General features: G+C 37.9%; 9 protein-coding genes. 2 read left to right on the top strand and 7 right to left on the bottom strand.

Annotated features, from left to right (window positions below):
- Positions 1 to 29: 29 nt before the first annotated feature.
- The 3 genes from hemN to P176_RS0104525 form a co-directional block, all read right to left on the bottom strand.
- A complete protein-coding gene (gene hemN, locus P176_RS0104535) occupies positions 30 to 1,418 on the bottom strand; it encodes an oxygen-independent coproporphyrinogen III oxidase (protein ID WP_026753586.1) in 1,389 nt (462 codons plus the stop codon).
- The gene (locus tag P176_RS0104530) at positions 1,415 to 1,699 is read right to left on the bottom strand and encodes a hypothetical protein (protein WP_026753585.1); all 285 of its coding nucleotides are present in this window, start codon (positions 1,697 to 1,699) and stop codon (positions 1,415 to 1,417) included. The genes hemN and P176_RS0104530 overlap by 4 nt, the downstream gene beginning before the upstream one ends.
- Before the next feature lie 149 nt (positions 1,700 to 1,848).
- Positions 1,849 to 2,817, bottom strand: coding sequence for an App1 family protein (locus P176_RS0104525; RefSeq protein WP_026753584.1), 969 nt, complete (start codon positions 2,815 to 2,817; stop codon positions 1,849 to 1,851).
- Positions 2,818 to 2,881: 64 nt separating this feature from the next.
- On the opposite strand from P176_RS0104525, the gene P176_RS0104520 reads away from it, so the two are divergent.
- On the top strand, positions 2,882 to 3,778 hold the full coding sequence (locus P176_RS0104520) for a diacylglycerol kinase family protein (protein ID WP_026753583.1): 897 nt from the start codon (positions 2,882 to 2,884) through the stop codon (positions 3,776 to 3,778).
- A 256-nt stretch (positions 3,779 to 4,034) separates the two neighbouring features.
- Here P176_RS0104520 and P176_RS0104515 read toward each other — a convergent pair whose 3' ends face one another.
- Entirely contained in the window at positions 4,035 to 4,673 is a 639-nt protein-coding gene (locus P176_RS0104515; protein ID WP_026753582.1) for a porin family protein, read from the bottom strand.
- 480 nt (positions 4,674 to 5,153) lie between these two features.
- Between P176_RS0104515 and era the strand changes: the two genes are divergently transcribed.
- Complete coding sequence (era, locus tag P176_RS0104510; protein ID WP_037348715.1) at positions 5,154 to 6,044, top strand: GTPase Era; 891 nt, start codon at positions 5,154 to 5,156, stop codon at positions 6,042 to 6,044.
- A gap of 115 nt (positions 6,045 to 6,159) precedes the next feature.
- Here era and P176_RS0104505 read toward each other — a convergent pair whose 3' ends face one another.
- The 3 genes from P176_RS0104505 to P176_RS0104495 are packed head-to-tail and all read right to left on the bottom strand — an operon-like array spanning position 6,160 to position 13,226.
- Positions 6,160 to 8,085 carry an OmpA family protein gene (locus P176_RS0104505; RefSeq protein ID WP_051605403.1) on the bottom strand — a complete coding sequence of 642 codons (1,926 nt, stop codon included), beginning with the start codon at positions 8,083 to 8,085 and terminating at the stop codon, positions 6,160 to 6,162.
- Positions 8,060 to 8,998 carry a type IX secretion system membrane protein PorP/SprF gene (locus P176_RS0104500; protein WP_037348713.1) on the bottom strand — a complete coding sequence of 313 codons (939 nt, stop codon included), beginning with the start codon at positions 8,996 to 8,998 and terminating at the stop codon, positions 8,060 to 8,062. The genes P176_RS0104505 and P176_RS0104500 overlap by 26 nt, the downstream gene beginning before the upstream one ends.
- A gap of 13 nt (positions 8,999 to 9,011) precedes the next feature.
- Positions 9,012 to 13,226: a gliding motility-associated C-terminal domain-containing protein gene (locus tag P176_RS0104495; RefSeq protein WP_197022143.1), complete on the bottom strand. Its 4,215-nt coding sequence runs from the start codon at positions 13,224 to 13,226 to the stop codon at positions 9,012 to 9,014.
- Positions 13,227 to 13,334 lie beyond the last annotated feature (108 nt).

Genomic DNA, 13,334 nt, shown 5'->3' with positions numbered 1-13,334 from the left:
CCTTTTTAAATTATGCTCAAATTTTATAATCATACAGTCATAGAAAACAATTTCGTATCTGGTTTTTTTCGTTGTAATCTTAGGTCGAAGGGTAAGCAAACGTTTCTTACATAAGGCTTACCAGAGGCGGTGATTTTTAAACTGTTTTCACCAATAACAACTAAGCCATCGTCTTCCATTTCAGAGAGCTTGGCTAAAATTTTATCCATGTCAATCTGTTTTTGAGTTTCATCCCAAGAGGTTTCAAACCTGCACATTAAGTTGAGGATGTGCTTTCTAATGATCAAGTCCTCCTCATTTAATATATGTCCACGCATAACGGGGAGGCTATTATTTTTTAACAATTGATAATAGGATTTCAAGGTTTTTACATTTTGCGCAAAACCAAACCAACTGTCACCAATAGCAGATACGCCAAGCCCAATCATAATGTCGGTTTTTGATGCATTGTAACCCATAAAATTACGGTGTAAGATTCCTGTTTGCTGTGCTTTATAAAGTGCGTCGGTTTTTAGGGCAAAATGATCCATTCCTATTTCTACATAACCCGCATTTAAAAGCATGGTTTTGCCTATTTCATATTGAAATCGTTTTTGCTCAGGAGACGGTAAATGCTTTTCGCTATAGCCACGTTGCCCATTCCCTTTGATCCATGGTACATGGGCATAACTGTAAAATGCAATCCGGTCTGGCATTAACGAGATGGTTTGGTTTATGGTATGCACAACGTGATCTTGGGTTTGGTATGGTAGCCCATAAATAATGTCGTGACCTACAGACTCAAAGCCTGCTTTACGCGCATTGATGGTCGCTTGTTGAACATTTTCAAAAGGTTGTATCCGGTTAATGGCTTTTTGTACGGTTATATTATAGTCTTGTACGCCGTAACACACACGGCTAAATCCGTTACGATTGAACATCTTCAAATGCTGGGCTGTAGTATTGTTTGGGTGGCCTTCAAAGCTAAACTCGCAATTTTTGGATTTATCAGCAATTTTAAAAATCCCGATTAATAATGTCTCTAAATTTTCAGAGGAAAAAAAGGTGGGCGTACCACCTCCAAAATGCAGTTGCTGTATGGTTGGGCGCTTGCCTAAAATCTCCACATACATAGAGAGTTCTTTAAGTAGGGCCTTGATGTATGGGGTTTCTACCAAATGATTTTTGGTGATGCGCTTATTACAGCCACAAAACGTACACATGCTTTCGCAAAAAGGCAAGTGTATATAAAGACTAATACTGTTTTGCTTTATGTTTGTTGTTTTAGAATGGCTGTCAATATCAAGTCCTATTTTAAGGCTTTGTTTCCAAGTTGAAGCAGAAAAGCTATCCGCATCCCAATAAGGGACAGTGGGATAGCTTGTGTATCTGGGACCAGGGACGTTATATTTTGAAATGAGTGTTCTGGGATCAATCATAGAAATAGGCTGATAAAAAGTACGAGCGTGTTAATAATAACACTAGTAACAAGGAGTTTAAAAATTAACTGCGGTTTTTGTACCGAAATGATTGCCGCATTATGAAGCGTACAGATCGTAAGGCAAATCATGACTAGAGCCATTTGTAGAAATCCATAGCCAAACGTGAGTATTTGCATGATAGCAATTGATCCTAAACACGTAGAGAGTACAATGCCCATTGCAGAGTAACCCATTATGTTTTTTGTAAAGTCTTTTTCTAATTTTCCTAAAGTTGTCATAACTATTGATTTAAAATGATACAACAAATTTAGGGCAGCACATCGCCTTATTTTATGACTTTTGTCAGTTGGAAAAAAAATCTGAAAGGCTCTTGATCAATGGAAAGAAATTGAATTAATCACACGGTGAGTAGGTTCTAGAGCCCCTTTTATTTTATAATTCCAATGTCTTTAGAATGAACAATGGCATTTTTACTGTTGGTGAAATATAGGGTTTCGACTCCCAAATCACTGATGTTATTTAAAGTTTCTACGACGTTTTGCTTTTGATTTTTCCGCGTTTGTCTTATATAAATGGCTTTGATATTCTTCGGAAACACTTTGCAGATGCGTTCATAAAGAAAAGGGTCTTTTTGTGAATCATCACCAAGAAGCACGTACTGTAAGTTTGGATAGAAGGAAATAATGTCTTTAATTTTTTCAAACTTATGGTCATGACTGCCACCACCGGTAAATACAAAATCGCCAATTCCTGTTTTGATTTTTTTTAATAAAATCACAGCTTTTGGTAATTGGTATTTTTTTGCAATGGCAACAATAAAGGAATACAAATTCCACTCACTACTGGATACATAGAAAAATGAATTGGCGGCGGCTTCGCTAGTTTGACCCGCAGCGCTTAAGGCTTGATAATGTTCTGGAACATCCTCAAAGATCTTTCTCTTGTTGATGTTTTGAGTGAGCATTACAAATAGTTTCTTGAAAATATTAGAACTATGAGAAATCAAGAAGGTATCGTCAATGTCTGAAATAATGCCATAGGTTCCGTCAAATGGCTTAAGAAGTTCACTATTGGCAATAATGTTAAATTCACCAATTTTATGAGAGACCGAACAGGAGTGCCATCCACTTTCTAAAGCTTCGGAAAACGGAACTCTAAAGCTAAAATAGCCATCATCCAATGATTTTGTGGTGACGCTTAAGTCTTTAAACTCAAACCTAATGGATACATTTTTAAGCGGTTTGATATTAAACATTTTAAAAATAGCCATGGCATGTTTGATAGAGGGCTGTTGTATACTGTATTGGCTTGGAGCCCAGGACTTAAAGATATGTCCGGAAATCACCAGTTCCTTATTATTGATATAGCCTCGGTATATGCTTAAGTCAACCTTCATTATTGGGCATTTATTAACATCATAATCATTAAAATTACTTAATTTTATATGGAAACACATTTAAATGGCGCTAAAAAACAATGTTTTGTTCATCCTAAACCCCACAGCAGGGAATAGCGATGTCAACTTATTAAAAGATGAGGTGAAGGACGTTTGTGAAAAAAACAGTCTCGCTTTCGAAATCATGGAGACCAGTGGGGACAATGATCAAAAGCGGATAGCAGACAAGGTCAAAGGCTCAAACTTTAATCGTGTTGTAGTGGCTGGTGGCGATGGTACGATTAATCTTGCCGCTTCAGTTTTAAAAGATGCTGGAGTGAGTATGGGGATTATTCCTACGGGGTCCGCCAATGGTTTGGCGCTCAACTTAAACCTGCCAGATGCTTTAGAAGATCAAATTAAAGTAGCTCTTGGTGAAACTACCTATGCTATGGATATGCTAGTGGTTAATGGGGAGGATTGCCTTCATGTTGCCGACTTGGGATTGAATGCCGAGCTGATACGGAATTATGATAGCTCTAGTATCCACGGAAAACTGGGCTATATCTTACAATCCATCCCAACCTTATTTAAAGCAGATTACCCTTATCATTTTGAAATTACTATAGATGGTAACCGTAAAAACTTTAAAGGCATTTTGCTAGCCATAGCCAATGCGCCTAAATTTGGGATGGGAGCCACCATAAACCCTAACGGGAAAATGAATGATGGAAAATTTGAAGTGATCATCTTCAAAAAATTGAACTTTTTTCAAATTCTTAAGACGTTTACCAATGGCTATCAACTCAAATCAGAATTCGCAGAACATTTCAGTATCGATGCTGTTCATGTCACGTGTAAGCATTCCATAGCCTTACAGATTGATGGCGAATATTTTGGAGAACAAACAGACATTGAAGTTAAGATTCTTCCGGGTGCCATTGAAATCGCTGCTCAAGAAAATAATGAGTTTTTTGTGTGATCTGTTTATATTTATGTTGAATAGGATTACTGAACAAGCGAGAACGTGAGTCTTACAAATGAAAGTTGGAGTAGGTATAGAGACCTCAATTTTGTAATACGACTGAGGTAGTGCTTTCTAAGCTTTGAATTAAACTATGTATTAGTCAAAACTTTCAAAAATAAAAAATCCCATAACGTGTTATGGGATTTTCTCTCTTAAGTAAATAGATAAAATTCATGATATCTTATTCAAGATAAATCACATGCTTTTATGTTTAGAACATGAAGCCAACTCCAAATTGCCAAACATTGTTTTTTGCATCTACATTTTGAAATATTGAATCATCTTCAAATACATCTGTTAGTCCAAAAGTGTATCTCGCACTCAAGAAAAAACCGCTATCAAATTTATAAGAAGACCCTAAGGCAACACTCGTATCAAATTTTTTGATAGAAGAATCCTCATCATCAATCTCTATATCTCCACCATCTGCAGTTGGTTGAAAATCATATTCTTCGTTGATTTTGAAACCAAATTGTGGTCCTGCTTCTACACTCAATCCCTTCACTAAATACGCTTTTAGTAAAAGAGGTACTTGGATGTAATCTAATTGGTACTCGATATTATCATCGGTATCAAATACATTGTCTTGGTCAATTTCACGAATATCAAATCCCTGTCCTGAGTATAGTAATTCTGGTTGAAAAGAGAAGCGGTCACTAATAGGAACTTCTAATACTAAACCTACATTGAAACTTGTTCTCGAATCCACATCCCTAAAATCATCTCCACCGATGTTAGAAAAGTTAACGCCACCTTTAACTCCAAAATCTATCGATTTTGAGTCAGCCTGTCCAAAACTTGTAGCAATTGAAAAAACTAAAAATACTGTACTTAAAAATACTGTTTTCATGTTATGATTTTTTTTGATTTGGCGTCAAATGTAAATTGATGAAACCTTTGTGTAATGCGTATTAACGCACGTTTAACTTAAGTTCTAAAAGACATGAAAATTTATATAAAAAATAAAATTGCACCTTGTATTTTTTAAAATATTTTATTGATTCAAACGACATCATTCCCGTTTTTTTATGATACTGTTCCATGTTTAGGGCTTACAATTAAAGCGGCATCATTAACCAAAGAGTTCAACTATTTTGTGGTTTTTATAGTTGCTTTCTATAGAAATATGTAGCGTGTTTTCGTGATTCTATTTTATCGTGTATGCGAGTAATAATCAACGTCGTGCAATGTTTTGGTTACATTTACTATGCTTATAGGATCTAATCCAATCTCTAAAATTTCAGATGTTTTTTAAAAAGTAGGGTTTGAATTGAAAGCTTACTGAAAATAGCACTTTGTATAAACAATTTAAGGACTATCTTTGTTTTCTATGGAAAAAGTAGCACATAAAGCCGGTTTCGTAAATATCATTGGCAATCCTAATGTGGGGAAATCCACACTTATGAATGCTTTTGTGGGCGAAAAGTTATCTATTATTACCTCAAAATCCCAAACGACAAGACATCGTATTTTAGGGATTGTAAACGGGGATGACTTTCAAATGATCTTGAGCGATACGCCAGGTATTATAAAGCCTGCCTATGAGTTACAAGCGTCTATGATGGACTTTGTAAAATCTGCTTTTGATGATGCTGATGTCTTAATTTATATGGTTGAGATTGGCGAACAAGAACTCAAGGACGAAGCCTTTTTTAATAAAATTACCAACTCCAAAATCCCAGTGCTTTTGTTGTTGAATAAGATTGATAAATCAGACCAAGAACAGTTAGAATCCCAAGTACAATTGTGGTCTGAAAAGGTGCCCAATGCCGAAATTTTTCCAATTTCTGCTCTAGAGGGCTTTAATGTAAAAGAGGTTTTTTCTAGAATTGTGGAGCTTTTGCCCTTATCTCCTGCGTTTTACCCAAAAGATCAATTGACCGATAAACCAGAACGGTTTTTCGTGAATGAGACGGTACGCGAGAAAATTTTAATGCACTACAAAAAGGAAATTCCTTATGCCGTAGAAATCGATACAGAAGAGTTTTTTGAAGAAGAAGACATTATCAGAATGAGATCTGTAATTATGGTGGAGCGTGATTCTCAAAAGGGAATTATTATTGGTCATAAAGGCTCTGCTTTAAAACGCGTTGGTGTTGAGGCTAGAAAGGATTTAGAGAAATTCTTCGGAAAACAGGTGCACCTAGAACTCTACGTCAAAGTCAATAAAAATTGGAGAAGCGATCAAAAGCAATTAAAACGCTTTGGTTATAATCAATAAGCTTGGTGCATTTATCATATACTTTAAATGCACCGCGGTCATAATTCATTAAAGTCTTTGATTTTTGTTTCAATTTGTGAGTATTAAATCACTTGAAATAGTAACTGGTTTTGGTCTATTTAAGAATTAAAAACTCGCAGCGTCTGTTAATGGAATGTTCAGCTTCTGTACACTTAGTACCGCAAGGGATAATAGGTTGAGATTCTCCAAAGCCTTTTGAAATCAATCGGCTTCTATTAATTCCATTTTGCACTAAATACTCTAGTGTTGCTGCAGCTCGTTTTTGGGACAGCTCCAAATTGAAACTTGCAGAACTTCTAGAATCGGTATGAGCTCCTAGTTGAATTTCCATCCGTGGGTATTTTTTAAGAAGCGAAACCAAAACATCCAATGTTTTTGCGGCTTGCTCTTTAATTTCCCATTTAGAAAAATCGAAGTAAATGTTCTCAAGTTCAATATAAGTGTTCCCATCATCACGATTAGTAATAATCTCTTCGGCATCATCATAAGACTTGATTTCCAATTCTATGTTAAATTCGATATCGCCTTTATCATTGGTGTCAAAGGTTTTGAGCTCGGGAATATATTTAGGTTTAAACCCTTCGATTTGGTAATGTTGATTTGGACTAATTTCCATACTGTAACTACCATCTTTACCAACAACAAGCTCTTCTATAATAGTACCCTTTCTATCAAATAAGGTCACAATAGTATTAGGTAGAAGTTCACCCGTAACTTTATCTTTTACCAAGCCTTCAACAAAATAGGTTCTGTCTTTTGGGGTACGATCAAAGTTATAGATTTGATCGGTACCGCTTCGATTTGAAGAGAAATATCCGCTGTTAATACTATCAATTAATACAAATGCAAAATCGTCTCTAGGGCTGTTAATGGTCTCACCTAGATTTAGAGACTCTAAATAATGCCCTTCCTCGTATTTGCTAGAAAATAAATCAAGTCCCCCAAAGCCCTGCTTTCCATTTGAGGCATAGTATATAATGCTATCCTTTGTAATAAAAGGAAATTGCTCTCTGTATTTGGTATTGATTTCTGCACCGAGATTTTTTACCTTTCCAAAACTGCCATCTTCCAATATATCGACATAAAAAATATCAAAGGATCCCATACTCTTTGGCATATCACTAGAAAAGTACATTCTATCTTCTTCTGAATTTAAGGCAGGGTGCATTGTAGAATAGAAGTCATTCGCAAATGATACCCGCTCAACATTGGTCCATTCATTATTAATTTTTTCTGCTTTAAAAATACTAACCACCGCAACCTTATTAGAATCAATCTCTACACGACGTTTTTCATTGCGAGAAAAATACATGGTGTTGCCATCTTTTGTGACTATGGCATTGCTTTCATGCTGCGTCTTAGTATTTATAATTTCAGGAAGAGCCGTTATGCTGTCTAAACGCACTACAGTACCCTTTGTGACCTTAGCTTCATAGAGATCTAAATAGGGCTTATTGTTCCATCGGTATTCTGGACTTTCGGGATTTCTTGTGGATGCAAAAATAATATGGTCGCCACCTATAATCCCCGTACTAAAACTTGAAGTTCCATTTTGTTTGGTCAAATTATTTAAAGCATAGGTAAAAGGGGTAATCTTTTTAAGTTTAATTCGAAATACGGCCGTGTGTAATGGGACTTTTAAATAGTGGGAGGAGATGGAATCTGATTTTTCATAAGCTTCAGAACTTCTTAGAGCATCAAAATATTTAAAGTAAAATTCTGAAGACAATTGAGATTTATCGCCGTTATCAAATGCTTGGGAGTAAGCATCGTTTGCCTTTTTGATGTCCATATTAAAATAATAGCAATCTCCAAGTTTTACTAAAATTTCAGGAGTTTTTTCTAATGTTTCATAAATTTTTGCAGCATCAATATAGGCTCGATTTTCATAAAGTTTATTCGCCTTTTTTAAGTTTTGAGAAAAACTCAAGAATCCTGTGCTTAAGAGGACATGTATAATTACTATGATTTTAAATGGTTTCATGGGCGTCTCATTAGAAAAATCTTGGGGATTTATCATAACCTTTGGTCAATCTACTAATGTCAAATAATAAAAACACCTCATGCGATCCAGAATTGAATCGGCCTAGATTTGACAAGGTATAGTCATAGGCATATCCTACCCTAAGATTTGGTAATATCCTTAAGTTGATCAATCCACTCACAGAGTCGTCAAAACGATACCCAACACCGGCCTCAATTTTTTCATTAAATAATACATTGGCGGTAATATCTATAGATAATGGTGCACCATTCACATATTTCGTCATAAAAGCTGGCTTTAATTTAAGACGGTCATTAAGATTTATAACATAACCACCAGTTAAAAATAGATGAATGTTTTCAGCGCCTTCAGTTACAATGCCGCTGTCTTCGTCCAAGTGTTTTGAGTTTAATAAATTAGGGGCAGATAATCCCACATAATAGTGATCTGTAAAATAATAAGCACCAGCCCCTATATTGGGAAAGGTACGGCTTATGTTTTCTGCAAACGCTGGATCGGGTAAGGGATCAGAATAAATAAATCCGCTAAAATCAGTACTAAAAAATGAGGCACCAGCTTTGATACCAAAAGAAACACTTGCTTTGTCGTTAACGGGTATTACATAGGCAACATCAATATAAGCATTGGTCTCTTTAACCACATCACCAATTTGATCATGAATTACAGAAATACCCCCCTCTAGACGATCGGTAAATTTAGTGTGTGCGAAAAAGGTTCCAGTAGACGGACCACCGACAGATCCAACCCATTGCGTACGGTAAAGCGTCCCAAGATTTAACGAGGTTTCATCTGCCGTAGAGTAAGCCGGGTTTAATACACTCATGTTGTACATGTATTGGGTAAACTGAGGATCTTGTTGAGCTTGCATGAGACAGGTAAGCCCTAAGAACATCAAAAGTAATTTATATGTCAAAAATGCGTTGCTCATTTAGTCGTCATCATTATCTGCTTAAATATACGCGACCTTGCTGTGGTGAGCGTACGCCGTCATTAAATTCTAAAATATAAAAATAGACCCCAACAGGAGCGATACCATTTCCTTTTTTAGAAGTACCATTCCATCGTGGTGAATTGACATCGCCCTTGTACAATTCATTACCATAGCGATTAAAGATGGTCAACTGAAACTCAGGAAAAAGTTCGTTTAGATTTACAATATGAAAATCATCATTGATCCCATCATCATTTGGTGAAAATCCATCAGGGATGATCAGTTCTAAGATACAGGTATCAATAATAACTGTGGCTTCCAACCTTGGAGAACTTTCGCATTCATTTTCAGATACAAAAGCACCGTAATAAATTTGACCATCCACTAAAAGATCTGAGGGATCATAAATGCTACCACCTTCCGCAGCATCATACCAAACAATAGTACCAGCTCCTATGACATTATTGGTTAAACTAGTTATGGTTGCTTCATCTTCTAAACAGAATGAGGCGCCTTCTTCTACCAGTTCAGGGGTCTCAATATTTTCAATAGTGACCTGAATGGGTTGTATGGCTTGTGTATCTCCAGAACAGGTACTGCCTGAAAAGAAAAATTCAGTGATGGTAATGGTTGTTAATCCTGGATTTTCTAAAATATTTCCAGAGATATTGAAAAATGAAATTCCAGAGACTAAGTTAACCGTAGTACTATTTACAGAATTATTAGCGCCAAAAAGTTGGTAAGTGATATCATAAGTTCCATCGGCTAGTGTGTTAGCCCCAGAAATAGTGACCACAATACTAGAACCAATACAAAAATTAGAGTCTGAGGATATCACGACATTTGATAAATCAGGGCTCTCACCTAGAGTGACTATCACAGAAGCTTCATCTAGAAGATCACATTCTGAAGAAAATACGCTATAAGTATAAGTGCCTTCTATATCTATTGCAGGATCAAAAATACCATTTCCACTTAATAATGGAGGTGACCAAAACCCTGTAGCATCAGGAGTGCCACCAATAAAATTAAATAAATTAACAGGGTTATCGTCACAAATTTCCGCTGTACCATCCTCACCTGCATTTGGTTCTGGTTCAATACTTACATTAACCGCAGCAGATGCATCTGGACAGCTGCCAGCCCCTATTACTGAATAGGTGTAAACTCCTGCAGCATCAATACTCGGGTTAAATATACCTGGTCCACTTATGAGCGGAGGCGACCATGCCCCACCTGGTTGTGGCGTGCCTCCTAACACATCAAATAAATCTATCGGTCCATCATTACTACAAACGTTCAAATCAGCGTCAATGCCAGGATTGGGTATTTGGCTGACAGTTACGTTAACGATCGCCGTATTATCAGGGCAAACTCCTGTACTTCCGCTAATGGTATAGGTATAGTTTCCAGCACTATCTAAGGAAGGATCAAAAATTCCTGTACCGCTACTAAGTGCAGGGGACCATGTGCCACCTACATCAGGAGTTCCTCCAAGGCTATCAAAAAGATTTACTGGCGCATCAATTGAACATAAATCAATGGAGCCGTCTAAACCTGCTTCAGGAACAGTTTCTATTCCAACAGCTACGGTCGCCGAAACATCTGGGCAAGGAGTAGTGCTTGCAATGGTATAAGTATAAATGCCTTCTGGATCAATAGCGGGGTCAAAAAGTCCTGTACCGCTGGATAGCACAGGAGACCAACTGCCTCCAGTCTCTGGACTACCGCCAAGACTATCAAATAAGTCAACAATTCCGCTATTGCTACATAGGTCAATAGCGCCATTATTTCCAGCATTGGCTAATTCTGATACTGTTACCGTTACGGTTGCGGTATCATTTTCGCAAGAAGGGGTATTGGATAGCTGTGTATAAGTGTATGTGCCTGCCGAATCGATATTTGGATCAAAAACACCTGTGCCGCTATTAAGGTTAGGAGACCATGTACCACCAAGCTCAGGAGTGCCCCCCAAACTGTCAAATAAATTAATGGGGTCGCTATTACTACATATATTTAGCGAACCATTAAGACCTGCTTCAGGTACTACTTCTATAGACACCGTTACTTCTGCCGAAGAATCCGAACAAGAAGCTGTTCCAGATAAGGTATAGGTATAAATTCCAGGTGCATCAACATTAGGATCGAAAATGCCAGTACCACTATTAAGTGTTGGGGTCCAAACGCCACCAGATTGTGGCATACCTCCGAGACTGTCAAAAAGATTGACGGCGGTGTCGTTACTACATAAATTAACGGATCCGTCTAACCCTGCATCTAAAAATGGTACGATTACAACAGTAACATTTGCAGTATCTCCACTGCAAATTGATGTACCAAAAATGGTATAGGTATAAGTGCCTTCTGGATCTATTGAAGGGTCAAAAACTCCAGTACCACTATTTAATGTTGGAGACCAAGCACCACCTGGATCTGGATTGCCGCCAAGGCTGTTAAATAAATTGATCACTCCAGCATCGCTGCAAACGTCTAAAGAACCATCTGTACCTGCATTTGGTGCAGTCTCCACATTCACCGTAACCGATGCAGTGGCATTTGGACAAGGAGGAGTTCCTACTAAAGTATAGGTATAAACACCTGGTGGATCTATCGCAGGATTAAAAATGCCTGTACCACTGCTTAATGCTGGAGACCAAGTGCCACCTGCTTCTGGTGTTCCTCCTAAGCTGTTGAACAAATTAACCGAAGGATTGTTAGAGCATAGGTCGATTGAGCCGTCGGTGCCAGCATCTGGAAATTCCGTAATAATAATTGTAACAGTAGCAGAATCATCAGGACAAGGGTTGCTGCCAAAAACAGTATACGTATAAGTTCCAGCTGGGTCTAAGGTTGGATTAAAAATACCAGAACCACTACTTAATGACGGTGACCATGTACCGCCAGGATCAGGATTTCCGCCAAGGGTATCAAATAAATTAAATGGTGTGATATTATCACAAATCTCTTCCGAAGCATCTATTCCAGCAACTGGTAATGTAGATACAGAAACCGTTACAGCAGCTGAGACATCATCACATGGTCCAGTGCCTGGTAAGGTATAAAAATAGACGCCTTCTGGGTCAATGGAAGGATCAAACAGGCCTGAGCCACTTGTTAAGGCAGGCGACCAAGTACCTCCAGTTTGAGGCGAACCTCCCAAAATCTCGAATAAATCTACACTATCACTATTGCTGCAAAGGTCTAAAGTACTATCGGTACCAGCAATTGGTGCTACTTGAATATTTACGCTCACTGTGGCAGAGACATCTTCACAAGGTTCTGTAGCAATAATGGTATAGGTGTAATCTCCTGGAGGGTCCAGTTCAGGATTGTAAACCCCAGTTCCGCTAGAAAGCGCTGGAGACCAGGTTCCTCCCGTATCAGGAGACCCTCCTAAAACAGTGAATAAATCTATGGACTCGCTATTTTGGCAAATATCTAATGAGGCACCTGTACCAGCATTAGGGCTACTGGAAAGTATTACAAAAACAGCCAGCCTTCCGGTGCTCTCGCAGGGTGGGTCTAACGTGGTAGCGTAATAGGTTTGCCCATTAACCAATGGTGTCTCTAAAGCTAAAGGTACTGCCGAAAATAAGGTAGAATACCAATTATTGAGTCCGCTCGCTTCAAGATCAGCAACGGTAGCATTAAAGGAATCTGTAATGCAAAACTCTTGTTCAGTATCACCTTCGGGAACAGGGGTCGACCCGACATTTACCAGTACCGAAAGTCTAGAGGTGCGACAGCCTGTTTCAGGATTTTCCTGATCTGCATAGTAGAGGGTGTCGTCATTTAAAACGGTAGAATCACTTAAAGCTGTACCGCCAGTGGGCGCCAAATACCATTGCACATCATTTCCGTTGGCAACTAAATCGCCAACTGTAGCATTTGTTGGATCATCTAAACAAACCCCTTGAAAATTTTGACCTGATGGAGGACCAACAATTACGACGTCCACACGCTGGCGGGAGCCACAACTTCCTGAGTTGTCATCTGCATAATAATCTTCCCCATTATTGAGACCAGCGGCATTATTAATGGGAGTTGTTGAGGTAGGCGTATCATACCAAACCACACCGTTACCATTATCTATTGCCATCAAGTCTCCCACCAAAACCGATTCCAAATCACAAAAGGTTTGAATTGGAGTATCGACTGTGGGGCACTGTGCTGAACTAATAGAAAATCCGAAGAAAGTAAATGATGCTAAAAATAGAAATTTCACCTTCAAGGAATTAAAAAAAAATGGTTTGACTTTCATTAAAATGGCTATAGGCTAAATGAAATTAATGACGTGGATTAGTGACAGCAATTTCAAAAACTAAAACGCTCT

The sequence above is a fragment of the Sediminibacter sp. Hel_I_10 genome (genome assembly GCF_000688335.1).
Taxonomy (GTDB): Bacteria; Bacteroidota; Bacteroidia; order Flavobacteriales; family Flavobacteriaceae; genus Psychroserpens.
The sequence above is the reverse complement of the archived record's forward strand: the minus strand, read 5'-3'. Positions and strand labels throughout refer to the sequence as shown.

What these genes read in the sequence shown, in the direction of transcription:
- hemN (WP_026753586.1), bottom strand. Translation starts at nt 1,418, where the DNA reads ATGATTGATCCCAGAACACTCATTTCAAAATATAACGTCCCTGGTCCC.
- P176_RS0104530 (WP_026753585.1), bottom strand. Translation starts at nt 1,699, where the DNA reads ATGACAACTTTAGGAAAATTAGAAAAAGACTTTACAAAAAACATAATG.
- P176_RS0104525 (WP_026753584.1), bottom strand. Translation starts at nt 2,817, where the DNA reads ATGAAGGTTGACTTAAGCATATACCGAGGCTATATCAATAATAAGGAA.
- P176_RS0104520 (WP_026753583.1), top strand. Translation starts at nt 2,882, where the DNA reads ATGGCGCTAAAAAACAATGTTTTGTTCATCCTAAACCCCACAGCAGGG.
- P176_RS0104515 (WP_026753582.1), bottom strand. Translation starts at nt 4,673, where the DNA reads ATGAAAACAGTATTTTTAAGTACAGTATTTTTAGTTTTTTCAATTGCT.
- era (WP_037348715.1), top strand. Translation starts at nt 5,154, where the DNA reads ATGGAAAAAGTAGCACATAAAGCCGGTTTCGTAAATATCATTGGCAAT.
- P176_RS0104505 (WP_051605403.1), bottom strand. Translation starts at nt 8,085, where the DNA reads ATGATAAATCCCCAAGATTTTTCTAATGAGACGCCCATGAAACCATTT.
- P176_RS0104500 (WP_037348713.1), bottom strand. Translation starts at nt 8,998, where the DNA reads ATGAGCAACGCATTTTTGACATATAAATTACTTTTGATGTTCTTAGGG.